The 18,855-nt window shown below is 45.0% G+C and carries 14 protein-coding genes; 9 read left to right on the forward strand and 5 right to left on the reverse strand.

What is annotated here, in order from left to right; translation table 11 throughout:
- Positions 1 to 187 precede the first annotated feature (187 nt).
- Together L5M17_RS09695 and L5M17_RS09700 are read left to right on the forward strand one after the other, a co-directional pair.
- Positions 188 to 1,030 carry an HDOD domain-containing protein gene (locus L5M17_RS09695; protein ID WP_028761421.1) on the forward strand — a complete coding sequence of 281 codons (843 nt, stop codon included), beginning with the start codon at positions 188 to 190 and terminating at the stop codon, positions 1,028 to 1,030.
- A 90-nt stretch (positions 1,031 to 1,120) separates the two neighbouring features.
- Positions 1,121 to 2,614 carry a putative bifunctional diguanylate cyclase/phosphodiesterase gene (locus L5M17_RS09700; RefSeq protein ID WP_263147021.1) on the forward strand — a complete coding sequence of 498 codons (1,494 nt, stop codon included), beginning with the start codon at positions 1,121 to 1,123 and terminating at the stop codon, positions 2,612 to 2,614.
- A gap of 214 nt (positions 2,615 to 2,828) precedes the next feature.
- Here the strand turns inward: L5M17_RS09700 and L5M17_RS09705 are convergent, their stop codons facing one another.
- Positions 2,829 to 3,254 carry a thioesterase family protein gene (locus L5M17_RS09705; protein WP_263146938.1) on the reverse strand — a complete coding sequence of 142 codons (426 nt, stop codon included), beginning with the start codon at positions 3,252 to 3,254 and terminating at the stop codon, positions 2,829 to 2,831.
- A gap of 351 nt (positions 3,255 to 3,605) precedes the next feature.
- On the opposite strand from L5M17_RS09705, the gene L5M17_RS09710 reads away from it, so the two are divergent.
- The gene (locus L5M17_RS09710; RefSeq protein WP_028761419.1) at positions 3,606 to 4,586 is read left to right on the forward strand and encodes a chemotaxis protein; all 981 of its coding nucleotides are present in this window, start codon (positions 3,606 to 3,608) and stop codon (positions 4,584 to 4,586) included.
- Positions 4,587 to 4,738: 152 nt separating this feature from the next.
- Here L5M17_RS09710 and L5M17_RS09715 read toward each other — a convergent pair whose 3' ends face one another.
- Positions 4,739 to 5,995: an adenylosuccinate synthase gene (locus L5M17_RS09715; protein ID WP_263146941.1), complete on the reverse strand. Its 1,257-nt coding sequence runs from the start codon at positions 5,993 to 5,995 to the stop codon at positions 4,739 to 4,741.
- A gap of 140 nt (positions 5,996 to 6,135) precedes the next feature.
- Between L5M17_RS09715 and L5M17_RS09720 the strand changes: the two genes are divergently transcribed.
- Positions 6,136 to 7,026 (forward strand): LysR family transcriptional regulator, encoded by an 891-nt coding sequence (locus L5M17_RS09720; RefSeq protein ID WP_028761417.1) that lies wholly within the window; start codon positions 6,136 to 6,138, stop codon positions 7,024 to 7,026.
- Between the two features lie 28 nt (positions 7,027 to 7,054).
- Here L5M17_RS09720 and L5M17_RS09725 read toward each other — a convergent pair whose 3' ends face one another.
- Together L5M17_RS09725 and L5M17_RS09730 are read right to left on the reverse strand one after the other, a co-directional pair.
- Positions 7,055 to 7,879: a substrate-binding periplasmic protein gene (locus L5M17_RS09725; protein WP_263140160.1), complete on the reverse strand. Its 825-nt coding sequence runs from the start codon at positions 7,877 to 7,879 to the stop codon at positions 7,055 to 7,057.
- A 593-nt stretch (positions 7,880 to 8,472) separates the two neighbouring features.
- The gene (locus tag L5M17_RS09730; RefSeq protein WP_263146943.1) at positions 8,473 to 8,907 is read right to left on the reverse strand and encodes a PACE efflux transporter; all 435 of its coding nucleotides are present in this window, start codon (positions 8,905 to 8,907) and stop codon (positions 8,473 to 8,475) included.
- 90 nt (positions 8,908 to 8,997) lie between these two features.
- On the opposite strand from L5M17_RS09730, the gene L5M17_RS09735 reads away from it, so the two are divergent.
- Complete coding sequence (locus tag L5M17_RS09735) at positions 8,998 to 9,885, forward strand: LysR family transcriptional regulator (RefSeq protein WP_212599308.1); 888 nt, start codon at positions 8,998 to 9,000, stop codon at positions 9,883 to 9,885.
- Positions 9,886 to 9,984: 99 nt separating this feature from the next.
- On the opposite strand, the gene L5M17_RS09740 is transcribed toward L5M17_RS09735, so the two are convergent.
- Positions 9,985 to 10,602: a TetR/AcrR family transcriptional regulator gene (locus L5M17_RS09740; RefSeq protein ID WP_198572928.1), complete on the reverse strand. Its 618-nt coding sequence runs from the start codon at positions 10,600 to 10,602 to the stop codon at positions 9,985 to 9,987.
- 418 nt (positions 10,603 to 11,020) lie between these two features.
- On the opposite strand from L5M17_RS09740, the gene L5M17_RS09745 reads away from it, so the two are divergent.
- The 4 genes from L5M17_RS09745 to L5M17_RS09760 all read left to right on the forward strand — a co-directional run bounded on the left by L5M17_RS09745 (position 11,021) and on the right by L5M17_RS09760 (position 18,847).
- On the forward strand, positions 11,021 to 12,259 hold the full coding sequence (locus L5M17_RS09745; protein WP_263146948.1) for an efflux RND transporter periplasmic adaptor subunit: 1,239 nt from the start codon (positions 11,021 to 11,023) through the stop codon (positions 12,257 to 12,259).
- A gap of 13 nt (positions 12,260 to 12,272) precedes the next feature.
- The gene (locus L5M17_RS09750; protein WP_113939332.1) at positions 12,273 to 15,431 is read left to right on the forward strand and encodes an efflux RND transporter permease subunit; all 3,159 of its coding nucleotides are present in this window, start codon (positions 12,273 to 12,275) and stop codon (positions 15,429 to 15,431) included.
- A gap of 442 nt (positions 15,432 to 15,873) precedes the next feature.
- On the forward strand, positions 15,874 to 16,551 hold the full coding sequence (locus L5M17_RS09755) for a methylamine utilization protein (RefSeq protein ID WP_263146951.1): 678 nt from the start codon (positions 15,874 to 15,876) through the stop codon (positions 16,549 to 16,551).
- Complete coding sequence (locus tag L5M17_RS09760; RefSeq protein WP_263146954.1) at positions 16,541 to 18,847, forward strand: GGDEF domain-containing phosphodiesterase; 2,307 nt, start codon at positions 16,541 to 16,543, stop codon at positions 18,845 to 18,847. Before L5M17_RS09755 ends, L5M17_RS09760 begins: the two co-directional genes overlap by 11 nt.
- Positions 18,848 to 18,855 lie beyond the last annotated feature (8 nt).

Here is an 18,855-nt window from a genome sequence, read left to right on the forward strand (position 1 = left end):
ACTGGAGCGGAGTATTTCAACTTGAGTGATGATTGAGGTCGATGATCAAGACAGATAAGTAAGGCAAAATTGATAACGCAATCATACAAATTATTAACGTCTGCTGTTTTTTCTACGCATCTAATGACAGCCAACTGATATACTCCAACAATCCAATGTTGATGTTTACAGATTGATGGGAGTTAAGATGTCTACCGAACATCTACTGTTAGTCAGTTTATTAAAAAAACTAAAAGACGATGCCTTAGTACTACCGACCTTGCCTGAAGTGGCGATGCGGGTGCAAGAAGTGGTTGGACGCTCCGATGCGAGCCTTAAACAAGTGGCAGAAGTGATCGGCCAAGATGCCGCGATTTCTGCGCGTATTATTAAGGTCGCCAACAGCGCGCTATATAGCCGAGGCGTGCCAGCTGAAAGTATCAACAGTGCGGTTTCTCGTATTGGGTTAATCCAGATTAAAAGCATTGCCACTTCGGTGGCGATGGAGCAATTGTTCATTTCCACCAATGAAATGGTGTGGGAAGTCATGGACGAAGTGTGGCGTACCTCAATCGATGTAACCGCTGCGTCTTGTGCCATGCTGCAGATGTACAATAAGCGCCATTCAACCAGTCGGTTAAATTTTGATACCTTAACCTTAGCTGGACTCGTGCATAACATTGGCGCCTTACCTGTATTAACAGAAGCGGAGGCGCATCCCCATTTATTCACTAGCATTGATCAATTACGCGCACTCGTACGTAAAATGCAGGGGCCATTAGGTCGTGCTGTGTTAAAGAGTTGGGATTTTTCTACCGAAGTGATGGAAGTGGTTGAGCGTTGGGCTGATTTACCTTATCTACCCGATCATGTCACCTATCTCGACTTTATTCGTGCAGCGGCCTTTTATACCGGTGAATTGCGAGCGGGCACTGAACTAGAGCAACGTCTCGGTGTGTTTGTCGCCCGTGGATTACCTGTGACGACCGATGATTTAGCCAGTGATGAGTTTATGGAAAAATTCCATTCAATTAGAGAAAGTTACCAATAATCGTTAGGCCTAAATGGAATTCAAATGGCGCTGATATCTTTTATCGTGTCATTTGAGAAAAAGCTTACGTGGTATGGCAGAGGCCAAGGTATGTTCGTAATCGGGTTAGTTGTCGCTTCTCTCGCTTTATTGATATTTTCATTGTATATCCTGCAGTCAAAATACAGATCTTTACGGTCGCAGCAAAATTTTTTAGAACAGCTTTGTACCCAGCTAGAACTGCAAAAGGTTGAACGCCAAGCTTTAGACATTGGCATCGTCCCCCAAGCGTTTGCTCCTCTCTACCATACTTTAAATGAATTATTAAAGGCGTTACCGGCAAGTGTGGGTAAGGATAAGCTAACAGGACTTATTAATCGTGTCGGCTTGAAACGTACTCTTACTGGCATGATGCCGCTGACTCAAGGGACATTAGTGCTAATTGATATTTATCGATTTCGCTATGTGAATGATCTCTTTGGTTTTGTATTTGGCGATATCCTGCTGAAGCAATTTGCCGAACGCTTAAACAGCTTAAGTTTATCCCCGAGATTAATCGCACGCCTCAATGGTGATGAATTTTGTTTGTATTACGAGCAAGCGTTGACTGAGGAGCGATTAGTCCACTTAAGAGGGCGGTTGCAAGTGCCTTTTAACATTAAGAACACGCCAGTCAGCGTTAAGCTTCAAATCGGTTGTCTGCATTTACAAGAACACCACGCCGACACGAGTCAGATGCTACGTCGAGTCGATTTGGCGCTGAAGAAAGCCCGCCATTCTCGTAGCGCGATTGCATACTATGCCCAAAATGATGATATTCGTCAGTTAAGGGAACTGAAAATTATCGATAGTTTGCCTAAAGGTTTGCAACGTAATCAAGTATATATGGTGTATCAAGCGAAACAGGATATTGCCACGGGTCGATGTTTTCAGGTTGAAGCCTTGATGCGTTGGGAGCATGACGAACTCGGCATTATTTCTCCGGGAGAATTTATTCCCTTAGCTGAATATGCTGGCATGATTGATTTAGTCAGCCAATGGGCACTCGATCAGGTTTTAGCACAGCAGGCAAAATGGCGTGCGGCGGGGATACAATTGTGTGTTGCAGTTAACCTGTCGACACGGGACCTTGACAGTGAAACCTTACCCCAAGAAATTGCTGCAAGATTAGCCTATTACCAGCTCCCACCCGAATCCTTGATGATCGAAATTACTGAAAGCACTTTAATGGCGGATTTAACTAAGGCGGTTGAGACGTTAGGAAAGATACGTGCTTTAGGGGTTAGACTTGCAATTGATGATTTTGGTACGGGTCATTCTTCCTTAGCTTATTTAAAGCATTTACCCGTTAATGAAGTCAAAATCGATAAAGCCTTTTTAAAGGATCTAGAGCAGGATAAACCGTCGGAATACATCCTCGAAGCCAGTATTAATATTGCCAAAAAACTCGGTTATGAGGTAACTGTTGAAGGAATTGAAACGCTTGAGATTAGAGATAGGTTAGTGGCTATGGGGGTTGATACTATACAAGGTATGTATTACGCGAAGCCCATGAGTGCCGCCGAACTCGAAATGAACTGGGCCCAACTACATAATACAATCTAAACCTTGTGCTCATTAAAGTAAGCGCTCGTTAAATCAAATGCTCGTCAAATCAAATGCTCGTTAAATCAAGAGTACTAAGGCTTGCAGTCGAGCCTTAATACTGTCCAGTTATCGTTATTTGAGTTGTACTTCTTTGAGTGATTTTTGTTGCCTTTGCTTATGTCGAAATAAGCTCAGGAAATCGCGCGTGTACTTGTATGTAAGAGTATTAGCTTTATTCGCTTGATGTGAAACCAAGACTTAATATGGCGATTAACTCTGCCGGCATAGGCGCTAATTGACGGGCTTGATTCATACACACCATTTCAATGGTTGCCGTGACCGCAGGCTTTTTACCCTGTGGACGCCAAATCTCCTGCTGCCACACAGTGCGGTACTTACTCTCAAAGTAAAACTTAGTGCGAACATCGATAATATCGGCAAATTCCACCCCCTCATGGCATAGCATATCGCTACGATACACAGCAAAACCCAGTTGGTTTTGTTGCCATAATACACTTAAACGCTCAGCACCAATCACATGCTCACGGGCTCGCTCGAAGTATTTTAAAAAGTTGGGGTGATACACCACGCCAGAAAAATCAGTATCTTCATAGTAGATTTGCACTGGGAAAGAAAAGGTCGGGCTAAATTGCGGCATGGGGTACGGCTATTCTTGATAGTTTTATTGCGCGATAGTTTAGCGGCTTATCTCTTAAAACAAAACCTCTAATGCGGAGAGGCAAAAGCGCTGTTAAGGGAAATGTGCAGACTACTTTAGGTCGGCAACGGCGATGCTTAATCTGGACATGATTGACAATGTGACGACTGAAATAGTCATTAGATTCGATTATGTGACGTTTTTCTGCTTATAGATAAAATGCTTGTTACCCAAAAATATCACGCTAATCAGGCAGTAAAATCACACTATCGTGCCTAATTCATTAATCCCTTCCTATACTGATAACTGCAATCCCTTTCTTACGTTGATTTGCTAGGTTGAGAGCTTTATATGAGCGAAATTAAAAAATCAGAAATATTGACAGAGAGTGGCACAAATGAACTCGAAATTATTGAGTTTCATCTACATAAGACACTTCCTAACGGTGGCCATAAGGTGTGCCATTACGGTATTAATGTCGCCAAAGTGAGAGAAGTCATTAGGGTGCCAGAAACGTCAGATTATCCCAATGCCCAGCGGCACATGGTTGGGGTGTTCTCGCTGCGAGAAAAGTTGATCCCTTTGGTCGATCTAGCCGGTTGGCTCGGAATATCGACACCTGAGGATTTAACCCACAAAGTGGTCATAGTGACTGATTTTAATAAGATGATTAATGGGTTCTTAATCGATAGTGTTCGTAGCATCCATAGAGTGTCGTGGGAGCAAGTTGAATCGCCGAGTCAATTTTTAGAAGCGGGTGAAAATGATTGTGTCGTTGCCGTAGTGCGCCGTGATGGCATGCTCATTATGATATTGGATTTTGAGAAGATTATTGCCGATATCAATCCTGAACTGAGTATGGATAAGTACGATGTCACGCTCGATAGAAGTGTACTGATCAATGATAAAATGCTGGCGAAACGTGAAGCGAAAACGATTTTAATTGTCGATGATTCCGCTTTTATTCGTAAGATGATCGAAAATACCCTTCGCAGCGCAGGTTACAACATTATCACAGCCAAAGATGGTGGTGATGCCCTTGAAATGCTAATGGAATTTGAGAATCTTGCTGACCAAGATAATGCTTCGATCTCTGATTTTGTCAGCGCCATTATTACGGATGTTGAGATGCCTCGCATGGATGGCATGCATTTGGTGAAACGCTTAAGAGAATCCAAGGCGTATCGACAAATGCCAATTGTGATGTTTTCCTCTTTAATGAGTGAAGATAACCGCGCAAAGGCGATGGCATTAGGTGCTAACGATACCATTACTAAACCAGAAATTGGTCGTATGGTCGGTATGATAGATAAATACGTATTCGAAGAGTAATGCCATTTCATTTAGTGGCGATATTTGAATATGGGGTATTCGAGTCATCGCTATCAACGTCTTGAGTGATTCTTCAATGACAAGCCATATCAAAGTAAAAAGCCATATTCACCGAGGCGAATATGGCTTTTTTGTAGGGTAAATGTTGTTTACTAGCGGATGATCATTTGATCGCGCTCTGGTCCAACAGAAACCATGCTAACGCGTACACCCATTAACTCTTCAATACGTTCAACATATTGTTGTGCGGCGACTGGTAGGCTTTCGAAGGTGCGACAACCAGTAATATCTTCGCTCCAGCTTGGCATTTGCTCATACACTGGGCTTAACGCAGCAGTTTGTGGCCAAATTGGGTTCTCAGTGTGTTCACCAGCATAGGCAACACAGATTTTCAGATCTTTCATGCCAGAAAGACAATCAATCTTAGTCAGGGCAATTTCGGTTGCTGCTTGTAGCTCAACACCATTACGGGTGGCAACAGCATCAAAATATCCCATGTCACGTGGACGGCCTGTCGTTGCACCAAACTCGTTGGCATTTTCGCGGAAGGCGTCTTGCTCTTCCATTGCGGTCACTAACGTGCCTGTGCCGACTGATGAGCTAAAGGCTTTCGCGACAGCAATTACGCGCTCTGGACGCAGAGCTGGTAAACCGCTGCCGATACCCGCGTAAGCCGCAGTCACGTTTGAAGATGTGGTATAAGGATATTCGCCGTAGACTAAGTCGCGGCCAGCACCTAATTGCGCTTCAAACAGTAAGCTCGCATCTTGTTTTTGTAATGCTTTTAATGGCCCAGTCACATTACAAATAAACGGACGCCAAGGTGCCGTCACTTCTAATAACCATGCGGTCATTTCGGCGGCGGTTTGATTAAAATCGCAACTTGGATAAAGTGCTTTTAACTGTGGCAATTTCCAGTCGAGCATAAATTGAATGCGCTCTTGCAGCACTTCAGGTTGGTTTAACCAACCGACTAAAATGCCTTTTTTCATCACGCGATCGCCATAGGCTGGCGCAATCCCTTGACGGGTTGAACCATAGGCGAGGTCGCCAAGACGTTGTTCTTCTAAGGTATCTTCTAATGCATGTAGAGGTAAGCACAGGGTAGCACGGTCAGAAATGCATAATTTGACTTCAATGCCAGCCGCTTGCACTTCAGCAATTTCTACACTGAGTTTTTCAGGGCTGATCACCATGCCAGGGCCTAAAACTGCAACGCAGTTAGGGTTGAAAATGCCACTCGGTAATTGGTGTAATTTAAAGGTGCCATAGTCGTTGACGACGGTATGGCCAGCGTTGTTACCACCTTGAAAGCGAATACTGGCAGCGGCATCCGCGGCTAAATAATCTACGATGCGGCCTTTGCCTTCATCACCCCAATTTGCACCCACAACCACGATCGACGGCATAACAACATCTCCTCATTGATTAAGACGCTATGCTAGACCCGTCATTTAAATAAGAGAAATTAATTATGGTTATCATCCCAATAAGAATTTCATATATCATTGGCTATCATTAACTCTAATACTTTGCAAAAGGTGACGTTATGCTCGATATCCATTGGTTAAAGACCTTCGTGACTTTAGCTGAATACAAGCATTTTGGGAAAGCGGCCACAGCGCTGCACATGACGCAGCCCAATGTTAGCTTGCATATTAAGCAGTTAGAGCAAAGCACTCGAGTCAAGTTGATTGACCGTAATCCCTTTCGATTAACGCAAGCGGGATTTCGCCTGTTAGAGAGCAGTCAGAAGACGTTAATGGAGCTGCAAATTTGTCAGGCGGATCTCAATGCGATTAATGACCTTAGCCAAGGCACCTTGACCATTGCCGCCAGCGACATTATCTCGCGGTTATTGTTGATCCAGCCGTTTCAGCTTTTTAAGGCGGAGTTTCCGGGAATAGATTTCTCACTGCTCAACACAACCTCATCACAAGCCTCTGAATTGGTGAAAAATGCCGAGGCAGATTTAGGGTTTGTGATTGCGCAGAAGGAAAGTCAGCCACTGCATTTTACTGAGCTACAACAGATTAAATGGTGTGCAATCGGAGATAATTTACAGCAATGGCAGCAGGCAAAACCCTCTGTGGATACGCCCTTAGCCGAGCAACCGACGTTGATTTTATTAGGACACGATACGCGAACCCGCGAATTGCTCGATCCCGCATTGCCGTCGCTGAACTTATCGAATTACAGAATAATGGAAGTCGGTAGTGTTGACGCGCAAATCGATTGGGCTGAGGCGGGATTTGGTGTGGCTATCGTACCGGAGTTTTCGGTTTACACTAAGGCGAATCTCACCACTAAAGTCACTCCTCTACCGCAATTCCCTACAACGAGTTTAGGTTATATTGTGCGCCAGAATCAGATCCTGTCGAAGGCTATTAAGCAGCTGTTATATTGGGTGAATCAAGAGATCATTCGCTCGCAGCGGTAATCTATCATTCGCTCGTAGTAATAGGCGATTAGTCAGCGACTAAGAGCAGTTTGTCGTATTGGCCTGTGGCTTTTAGCTGTGATAAGCCAGCGTCGAGTTGGCTTGCTAAGGTTTGTGCTTGCGGATTTCCTTTCGAGAAGGCCAAAAAAATATCGCTGCTGTGGTTAGCAAATGCAGGAATAATCTCATCATCTACCCCCATTTTTTTCAGGTTTTCCTTGGCGACTAAGTCGAACATCAAGGCGGCATCTATGCGACCAATCAATAATAAATTGATCAGCTGTTGTTGGTTGGCGACGGTGACGATATTGAGCTGTTGCTGTTTAACTAATTTGGGAAATTCATCGCCATATTCATAGCTTTTAATCACGCCGATAACGGTGCCTTTAGGTAGCGCCCATTTATTGTCTGCAAGAATAGGTTTTTGTTTCTTTTGATAAAAAGAAGCCGTGGCGATAAATAATGGGGTGTTTCCAAAGATGAAGCGTTGCTCAGTACTGTTCTCGCGGGTGACGTTAAACACCCCATCAACTGCACCTTTTTCCGCCATCATTAAGGCGCGGGAGTAGGGCACAACTAAGCTATTCACTTCAATATGCGACTGTTTAAATGCGGCTTGGATTAAACGATGGGAAATACCTTGACCAAACTGATTGGCGAAAGGTGGCCAACTGTCTTCTGCGGCTAAGGTTATGGCTTGAGGTTGCGATTCTGCTGGTATTGCATTGCTTTCTTTAGCGAGTGCCATGTTGCAAATAATGGATACGAGCAATAAAACGATGCTAAGTATCAATGCTGACGGCAAATTTAATGCCTGCTGCATCCTGAGCCTCATTCTGTTCCCTGCACGCATTTTGCTTCCATCTCCCCGCTTAATATATGGCTTTTATAGCATAAAGAATTATATCTAGACTAATGATTTGAATATTAATTACTGATAGTTAGTCCTTTTGTGATGTTAATAGGATATTTTAACAACCTCAGTTTACTGTGTGCGGGTTTATTATTTTTATGTACTGTGTTTAAGGGGAATTTTACGCTGGGTAACACATGAACTGGCTTAGCTTTCTTGCTAATACCAATCGTACTAAATATCTGTTCATTCAGCGGGAGTTCAACGCGCTTTAGACAAGGCGAAGGCTTGAAGGCATAGTGGTGCTCTGTCGAAAGCCTTGAACGCAGTATAAAGCGCGTTAAAACCCGCCCTTCGGGAGCCTCACAGGCATCCCACTCCCGTGTTGCATTGACTTAAAAGGGAATAACCATTTCTGCGTCAATGCGCCTTGGATTGAGATGCCTGTGAGGCTCTGAACTGATTAGATATTTAATGTGATTGGTATAAGTAGAAGAAATTGAAATGGATAAGTTTCAATGTTGCCATCAAACGAATCGCTAAATTGTTTAGTGAGGTTCGTTTGATGGTGATGTGTGTTGATCTTAGCTGCGCTATTTGACCTTAGTGGCTTGCATAGTAAACCAAGTCTTATAGGGCTGATACTTGTCATAGCACCAATGGAATAGGGTGCTGTAGAAGAAGAAAAAGAGCAAAAAAACCGCTTCTAAGCCCATGGCTGCCAACCAGCCTATTTGTAAAAACCAGGCGATGGTCGGTATGCTAATGAAAATAAGTCCCCCTTCAAATCCAAAGGTATGCAGTATTCGGGTTTTTAAAGTGCGTTGCTCTCGATTTGCGCCAAATACCCTGTCGAATCCTAGGTTGTAGAAGTAGTTCCATACCACGGTATAAAGACTCAAAGCGATACCAACTATGACAAGTTCACTGGTTCCTTTGCCTGATATAAGGGCAGAAACGGGGATAATAATAGCGAGTGCAATCGCTTCAAAGAGTAAGGCGTTAAAGATACGTTCTGTCGTTTTCATGGCTATTTCCCATTCATTTAATGTGACTATGGCCATAATTTTATCTAGTATGGGGATAAGTTATAGTTAGGTAGTATCGGTAAAAGCGATATGTTTAGTCTCGAACAACTCGAAGCCTTTATGGAAACCGTAGAATCGGGTTCATTTTCGAATGCTGCAAGGCAACTTAAGAAAGCACAATCCGTGATTAGCCAGCATGTGATGAATCTTGAAATTGACTGTGGGGTTGAGTTATTTGACCGTTCGGGTCGTTATCCGGTATTAACGGCCGAAGGTAGTAAATTACTGCCCTACGCAAGAGCGACGATTCTTCAACATCGTAGGCTCAAACATACCGCCTTATCGCTCTTCAGTAGTCAATCTTCAGAAGTGTGCCTTGCGATGGATGAAGGCATTCCGATACAGAGAATATCTGAAATTATTCGGTTGTTAGAAGGTGATTTCCCTAATATCGAACTCGAGTTTCTCAGTGCCTCAAGCATAGATATTATCGACATGGTGCATTCGGGAAGAGCATCTACAGGATTGATTTTTAGTGAATTATCTATGCCAAGTAGTATAGATTTTGAGAGTATTGGGGTGATTCAATTCGATCTTTATGTGGCGAGTTCGCATCCCTTAGCAAAATCAGTTGCACCGAACATGGACTCATTGCGACTGTATCGACAATTACTCATCCGCTCACGGAATACTAAAACCAGTAGTTTTCAGCAGGCGTTCAGTCCTGATGTTTGGTATGCCGATAACTATTACGTGTTATTGGAGCTCGCATTACAGGGCCATGGTTGGTGTCTATTGCCCGAGCATATGGTGTCCAATTTAGTTTCATCGGGTAACTTAACTCGCGTCCCCATAGAATTTGAGCAGATAGGCTGGCATGCAAACGTCGATGTGATCCAGCATCAAGATAAAAGCAGCCTGCCATTATTGAAACGACTCAGACAACTGTTTAGAGAACTCTTGGTTGGACAGAAATAAATGGTTGGACAGAAATAAAGCAAAGCATAAATAAAACCCCAGTTAAGTGAGTACTATACTGGGGTTTAGTTTTTGTGGATCAGGATTGGTGAATCAGGATTAATTATTACGCGGAAAGTTAGCCAGCACTAGTTCGGCCACTTTGCGCAGTTCATTCGGGCAAATTCCACTGGTCGCTTGTACGGCCATACCTTGCAATACAGTGCCTATATAACGGGCAAGCAGCAAGGGATCGGCGTCAGCGGGCAAATCACCTTCATCTTTGGCGCGTTGCAGTCGTTCGCACAGGGCTATTTCTCCGTCACGGCGACGATTAATCAAAGTATCTTTAATCGCTTGTCCTGCTTCACTACAGGTGAGTGCCCCTTGAACAATCAAACATCCCTGTGGATGGCTTTTATCCACCAAAGAGCTTGCCGCACCTAGTAGCATTGACTCGATAACCTGATAGGCGGTTTTTTGTTCAAGTGCCGGGTAGAAAAACGCACAGGGGCGTTGTTCATATAATTCTATCGCCTTGAGAAATAACTGTTCTTTATTACCGAAAGCGGCATAAAGGCTAGGTTTATTAATGCCCATAGCTTGGGTGAGATCGGTTAACGATGTACCTTCAAAACCTTTGAGCCAGAAGACTTCTAAGGCTTTTGCTAATGCATCGTCAGTGTCAAAAGCTCGTGGGCGACCAACACAGGGCGTCTGGGTGACGGTTGACATCATTAGGCTCCTCAATTCTCAATTGCCCCTAGGATAGACATGGGTTTAGTCCCTGTCCAGCCACACTTGCCACCGATGACGGACTTAGGGGGATATGTCTACTTAGTCATTCAAGGTGTCACCTAAGTTCAGCATGTTATCTGCGTTAGTCAGTGTTTGCTTCAATATTCATCAAAATGCTTTGCAGTTCAAACTCGTAGCCTTTTGCCTCTGGACGCATTGCCTGCCTAGGGTAAGTGCACACTTTTAATTAAATACCGATCGGTACATAAATTTGTTGACAGCATCATTTTACGCTATATATTACCGTCCAGTACAGAATATTTTTTACCAGTCGGTATTTAATTGGTTTGGTTTGTAACACAGCTGCATGTGTGTGGTTCGAACAGCGTGAAATGCCCGCCACTTTGAGGATAGTAATATGATGAGTAACAAACCTTTACGAATAATGATGTTAACGGCTGTGGCTGCTTTCGTCCTTTCAGCTTGTGGTGAGCAAACTGCGCAGCAGGGACCTGCACCGAGTGCGCCTAAGGTGGATGTCGCTCAGGTATTACATGAGCGAGTCACCGAATGGGATGAGTTTACCGGTCGTTTACAGGCGCCAGAAAGTGTCACCCTTATCCCGCGGGTGTCGGGTTATATAGACTCAGTAAATTTTAAAGAAGGCGCCTTAGTGAAAAAAGGCGAAGTGTTATTTCGCATCAATCCAAGCGTGTTTGAAGTGGAAGTGGCCCGGTTAAAAGCAGATCTTGCTAGCGCACTCTCTGCAGAGCAACTGGCCACTAATGATTTTGAACGGGCACATAAATTATTTGACCAAAAGGCGGTCTCGGCCGAATTACTCGATACCCGTGAGTCGAATAAACGTCAGACTGCAGCCGCAGTCGCTTCGGTGAAAGCAGCACTCATGCGCGCCGAGCTTGATTTAGCTTATACCCAAGTGCAAGCGCCGATTGATGGCCGCGTATCCTACGCTAACGTCACTGCGGGTAACTATGTCACCGCAGGGCAGAGTGTGCTGACCAGCTTAGTCTCTACCGCCAGCATGTATGCCTATTTTGATGTGGACGAGCAAACCTACCTTAAATACGTGAAGTTAACCGCGCAGAACAAACGTAACGATCCCCGTGCTGGCGATAATCCTGTTTACATGGCTTTAGCCAATGAGCGCGATTATCACCATATTGGCATGGTCGACTTTGTGGATAATGCGATGGATAAGCAGACGGGTACTATTCGAGTTCGTGCGACTTTTAACAATGAAGACAATAACCTATTGCCAGGCTTGTTTGCGCGTCTTCGTACTGCGGGCAGTGGCGCCTATGAGGGGATCTTGATTGACGATAAAGCGGTTGGCACAGATCTCAATAATAAGTTTGTGCTGGTCGTCGCTCATGATGGCACGGTCGAATATCGCGGTGTGACCTTAGGCGAAAAAGTCCAAGGACTGCGCATTGTAACCCAAGGCTTGATGGCCGATGACAAGATCGTCGTTAATGGTATGCAACGCGTACGTCCTAAGATGCAAATTGAGCCAAACATAGTGGACATGGTCGACAGCGACAAGCTCGAGGCACTGCGCCAAGCCCAGTTAATACTCGATAAAAATCAAGAGCATTTGACGGCGCAAGCGGTCGAAACGGCGAGCCGCGGTTAAGGAATAACACACTATGTTGTCGCAATTTTTCATTAAAAGACCGATATTTGCAGCCGTACTGTCATTGCTGTTTCTTATCACTGGGGCGATTGCCGTTTGGCAGTTGCCTATTACCGAATATCCAGAGGTAGTGCCACCAACGGTAGTGGTCACTGCTAATTATCCTGGCGCAAATCCTAAAGTGATTGCCGAAACTGTGGCTTCACCGTTGGAGCAGGAAATTAACGGCGTCGAAGACATGTTGTACATGTCATCGCAGGCGACGTCCGATGGACGTATGACCTTGACCATCACCTTTGCGATTGGCACGGATGTGGATAAGGCACAAACCCAAGTGCAGAGCCGAGTCGATCGCGCTATGCCCCGTCTGCCGCAGGAAGTACAACGTCTTGGTATTGTTACTGAAAAATCATCGCCAGACTTGACCATGGTGGTGCATTTGTTATCGCCGGATAACCGTTACGACATGTTGTATCTGTCTAACTATGCGGCGCTAAACGTCAAAGACGAGTTAGCACGAATTAATGGTGTCGGCGCGGTACGTTTGTTTGGCGCCGGCGAATACAGTCTGAGAATTTGGCTTGACCCGAATAAAGTCTCGGCGCTGGGTTTATCGCCCGCAGACATTATTGCCGCCGTGCGTGAGCAAAACCAACAGGCAGCAGCGGGCAGTTTAGGCGCGCAGCCCAGTGGCAGTGCTGACTTTCAACTTTTGATTAACGTTAAAGGTCGTTTAACTGAACTGTCTGAATTTGAAGATATCATTATCAAAGTTGGTCAGAATGCTGAGGTGATCCGCCTTAAAGATGTCGCGCGGGTGGAACTCGGGGCAACGAGTTATGCGCTGCGCTCTTTACTCGATAATAAGGATGCGGTCGCTATTCCTGTATTCCAAGCATCGGGCTCTAATGCGATTCAGATTTCCGACGATGTACGCGCCAAAATGGCAGAGCTGTCTAAAGGATTCCCTGAAGGACTCGAATACGAAATCGTTTACGACCCAACAGTGTTCGTGCGTGGCTCGATTGAAGCTGTGGTAAAAACCCTGCTCGAAGCCGTGTTGCTGGTGGTGTTAGTGGTGGTGCTATTCCTGCAAACTTGGCGCGCATCGATTATTCCGCTGGTGGCCGTGCCTGTGTCTTTGGTCGGTACCTTTGCCTTTATGCATCTGCTTGGTTTCTCGTTAAATGCCTTGTCGCTATTTGGGCTGGTGCTCGCCATCGGGATTGTGGTTGACGATGCCATCGTCGTGGTCGAAAACGTCGAGCGTAATATTGCCGCAGGATTAAGCCCAGTAGAGGCAACGCAAAAGGCGATGAAGGAAGTGACTGGCCCGATTGTGGCAACCACCTTAGTGCTGGCGGCGGTGTTTATTCCAACGGCCTTTATGAGCGGTTTAACCGGGCAGTTCTATAAACAGTTTGCCTTGACTATTACTATCTCGACCTTTATCTCGGCGATTAACTCACTCACTTTGAGTCCGGCATTATCGGCGCTGTTACTCAAGAGCCATGATGCACCTAAGGACGGCTTAACGCGTCTAATGGATAAGTTGTTTGGTGCTTGGTTATTTGTGCCTTTTAATCGCTTATTTAACCGTGCATCCGATGGTTATGGCTGGTTAGTGCGTAAGGTTATCCGTTTTGGCGGCATTATTGGTCTAGTGTATTTAGGCATGGTGGCGTTAACGGGTGTGCAATTTGCCAATACACCAACGGGTTATGTGCCCGGCCAAGATAAACAGTATTTAGTGGCCTTTGCTCAGTTGCCCGATGCGGCATCCCTTGAACGTACGGATAGTGTGATTAAGAAGATGTCTGAGATTGCGCTAAATCACCCCGGAGTCGCGCACTCGATTGCCTTCCCTGGCCTTAGCATCAACGGTTTTACCAATAGTCCTAACTCTGGCGTGGTGTTTGTCGCGCTCGATGATTTTGACTCGCGTACCAGTCCTGAACTGTCGGCGAATGCCATTGCAGGACAATTGAATCAGCAATTTGCTGCTATTCAAGACGCGTTTATTGCCATCTTCCCGCCGCCACCTGTGCAAGGCCTCGGCACTATAGGAGGGTTCCGTCTGCAAATTCAAGACAGAGCCAACCTTGGTTATGAGGCCTTGTATCAGGTGACCCAACAAGTGATGTACAAGGCGTGGGCCGATCCTCAGTTAGCTGGCGTTTTCTCTAGCTATCAAGTGAACGTGCCACAACTTGAACTGGATATCGATCGGACTAAAGCGAAACAGCAGGCAGTGTCGCTCGATCAAATTTTCCAGACATTACAAACCTATATGGGCTCGACCTATGTCAACGACTTCAATCGTTTCGGTCGAACCTATCAGGTGAATATGCAAGCCGACGAGGCGTTCCGTCAAAGTCCGCAGCAGATAAGTCAGCTAAAGGTGCCGAATCTGAATGGTGACATGATCCCGCTAGGTTCGTTCATCAACGTCAGCCAAAGTTCAGGCCCAGACAGAGTGATGCACTATAACGGTTTCACGACCGCTGAAATCAACGGTGGTCCAGCGCTAGGAGTGAGCACTGGCCAAGCGCAGGCGGCGATTGAGAAAATTTTGGCTGAAACCTTACCTAATGGTATGACTTATGAGTGGACCGAGCTGACCTATCAGCAAATTCTCGCGGGCAATACGGGTCTTTTGGTTTTCCCGCTGGTGATCATCTTAGTGTTTATGGTGCTAGCCGCCCAGTACGAGAGCTTAAGCTTGCCATTGGCGATTATCTTAATCATCCCAATGACCTTACTTTCAGCCCTCAGTGGTGTGCTGATTTATGGCGGGGATAATAATATCTTCACCCAAATTGGCCTGATAGTGCTGGTGGGGCTGGCGACTAAGAACGCTATCTTGATTGTCGAGTTTGCAAAGGAGAAACAAGACCATGGTATGGCACCTATGGAGGCGATATTAGAGGCAGCAAGATTACGTTTACGTCCTATCTTGATGACATCTATCGCCTTTATCATGGGAGTGGTGCCTATGGTGTTCTCCACTGGCGCGGGCGCCGAGATGCGCCAAGCCATGGGCGTGGCAGTATTCGCCGGTATGATAGGGGTGACTGTATTTGGTCTTATCCTAACGCCGCTGTTTTACTATGCCTTAGCAAAGAGAGGCGGTAAAAAAGCCGATGAGCATAAAGAGATAACAGTCGGTTAAGCTTGTTTTCTATTTGAAAAACACATGAAAGGTCTACATTGGTAGGCCTTTTTTGTTTATTCACGGCGAGAGCGATTAGATTTGACTATCTTTAGCTGGGGTTAATTAACATTAGGTCAATTGATACTTAGTGATGGTATTCCTCGCCAGGTTAAAACTAAAACCAGAAATGAGGAATATCGTTGGTATTTTCTGGATCATCAATAAGAAACAATGAATAACTATTACCAGACCATTCTGTTAGCTTATAACTTATTGCCACTTGAGCGCGTCATTATCACAGAATGATTAGAATGGTTACTGTTTTACGACTTTTCTATATAATTTGATGATTATTCAATACATTAGTAATGTACAATGCTAGATGAATCTAGATCGTTTTTTTACGCAGAACTCAGCTAAGGTACTTGTTGGCCTTGCATCACTATGCCCGAGGTAACGGATGATTCTATATCGCGTTTTATATGCGTTAGTACTTTGCGTTTTGATCTATTTCACGCCTCAAGTCATGGCTGCTGAACTCAATATTAATGTAGTAGATCTGCAACAACAGGCCATTGCCGATACTGTCGTGGAGCTGATCCCTGCAGTGATGCCTGATAATGCAATACCTGTCGAGCATTATGAAATGTCGCAAAAAAATCGAACCTTTATTCCCTTTGTGCTGGCGGTGCCTAAAGGTGCAAAGGTTGATTTTCCCAACTTAGATCGTACTCGCCACCATGTATATTCTTTTTCAGAAGCTAAACCTTTCGAACTTAAATTGTATGTGGGTCAGGCCGAAGCGCCGATTCAGTTTGATAAACCCGGTTTGGTCGCGCTTGGCTGTAATATTCACGATTATATGCAGGCATTTATCTATGTGGCAGATAGCCCTATTGTCGCTGTGACGGACGAAAAAGGTGAGATCCAGTTTAAGGGACTTACCGCCGGTCAATATAAAGTTAAGCGCTGGCATCCATGGCAGAAGGCGGCATCAGAGCCAACGGATTTACTGATAGTTAATGGTCCTAATCAACTTAGTCTGTCCTTAGACATTGAGCGTCAAGCTAAACCGTCGGCTCCGCCGTCGGGATTTGGTCACTACGATTCTGAAGGTAAGCCATTACATGCTAAATAGTTTTCGCGCTCGGCTGATTTTAGTTTTCTTTATTGTGCTGACGTTAGTGCAATTTGCCACAGCATTTTCTGTGTTGACAGCGACCGAAAAAGATAACTTTTTACAGCAACAGAAAAGCCTCGATATTGGCGCGAATGTGTTTCTCGAAGTGTTATCGAATCGCGGTATTCAGCTCAGTCAAAGTTTGTCCGTACTCAGTGCCGATTTTGGTTTTAAGCGCGCGATTGCTACTGGTGAGCAAGAAACCATTGAGTCAGTGTTATCTAATCATGGATCTCGTATTGGTGCCGACGCCGCTGTATTGCTATCACCTAAAGGGGAGCTCTTGACCTCGAGTTTGCCCGGACTCACTCAGGATGATATTCAATCCTTATTTAATATGACCACCAGCAATCATAATGCGTTAGCTATCCTTAATTTTGATCATGCTAGCTATCAGTTTGTGCTGCAGCCGGTGAAGGCGCCGACCTTAATTGCTTGGGTTGGCATGGGTTTTTTATTGGATGAGAAGGTCGCCCAACAAGCTAAAGCTATTACGGGCATCGATGTGAGTTTTGTCAATCAGGCAACGGGCCGCACTGAAATCGCTTCAACCTTATCAGATAATGAAAAGTTAAGCGTAATTGAGCAGGCGAGCTTATTGCCTAGCTTGCTGAAAATGCCTAGTGAAAGTATTCCCGTAGATCATCTGTCTATGGGCATCAAACTTTATGATCACAACGGCAGCCAATTAGCGCTACTACATCAATCAAACCTTAAGTGGCAGCAAAGTTATCAGCAACTACGCAATAATATGCTGCTGATTTTTGCTTTGACCTTAGCACTGGCAATTGCGATTGCGATTTGGTTGTCGGGCAGTTTGACTGAACCCGTGCATCAACTTGTGAATTATGCCCGCAAAATCGGTCAAGGTAAGCAGCCTGCCAATATTCAAGGTGCGCCAGCAGAGCTGAGGGTGTTGGCCAAGAGTTTGTCCTTAATGCGCGATGATATTGAAGCGCGGGAAAAGGATTTAGTCTACCAATCTCGCCACGATAGCTTGACAGGTTTACTCAATCGTTTTGCCGCAAAACAGCATTTGGCGGATCTTAACGATAAATTATCCGGTGCTATGGTGTTGTTAGATATTAAACATTTCCGCCATATCAACGATATTATTGGTTTTGCCAATGCCGATACTTTGTTACTGCTTTTTGCTCGTCGCCTAGAGCAATTGGCACCGACACCGGATTTACTGGCGCGTTTAGATGGTGACTCATTTTTACTCCTTTACAGTCAAGGGATCCGCCCCGAGCATTTGCTGAAATCATTGGATATGTTGGAGTCGCCATTTCCAATCCAAGGCTCAAACATCTCTCTTACCGTGCGTGCGGGATTACTTGAAATCGATGGTAATGGTGCTGATATCGATGTGTTAGTGCGCCGCGCCGAAATTGCCCTCAATCAAGCCTGTCTCGAAGAGCAACGTATTGTCAGTTATCGTCAAGGCGCCGATGAAAAGTATCAGCGTGAGCTGACGATTATCCGTGATTTGCCTATAGGTTTAGCGCAAAACCAATTGTATTTAGTGTTCCAACCTAAAGTGGATTTACACCTAAACCAGTGCACTGGCGCCGAAGCATTGATCCGCTGGCGACATCCTACGCTAGGGTTTATTCCGCCCGATGAATTTATTCAACTGGCTGAAAATTCAGGCAACATTGATATTGTTAGCCAGTGGGTATTGAAGCAGGCAATTCAGCAATTAGTGGCATGGCAGCGGCGGGGTATGGTGCTAAAACTGGCTATTAACCTGTCGGCCCATGATTTAGTCGATACTCGCTTACCAAATCAAATCGCCATTTTACTGAAAGATAATAATCTGCCAAGCGGTGCACTATGTATCGAAGTCACTGAAGGCGCCGTGATGAAAGATGCACAGACAGTGGTGAGTGTATTACAGCGATTCCGTGACATGGGCGTGTCTGTTGCCATTGATGATTTTGGCACAGGTCATTCATCATTAGCCTATTTGAAAATTTTACCCGTTAATGAAGTGAAAATTGATCGCAGCTTTATCAAAGACATGCTCACGGATAGCCAAGATGTGATGATAGTCGATACGAGTATTAAATTGATCCATGGCTTAGGTTTTACCGTAGTAGCCGAAGGGGTTGAAGAACAAGAAGGTGTTGAGATATTGCGCAATCTTGATTGCGATATCATTCAAGGTTACGTGTTTTCGAAACCCTTAAAAGCGGCTGAATTTGATCTGTGGTTCGAGGCGTTTAACCATCCAAATACCTCTGATGCATAAGCGCGTTT

Source organism: Shewanella sp. SW24 (assembly GCF_025653395.1).
Taxonomy (GTDB): Bacteria; Pseudomonadota; Gammaproteobacteria; order Enterobacterales; family Shewanellaceae; genus Shewanella; species Shewanella oncorhynchi.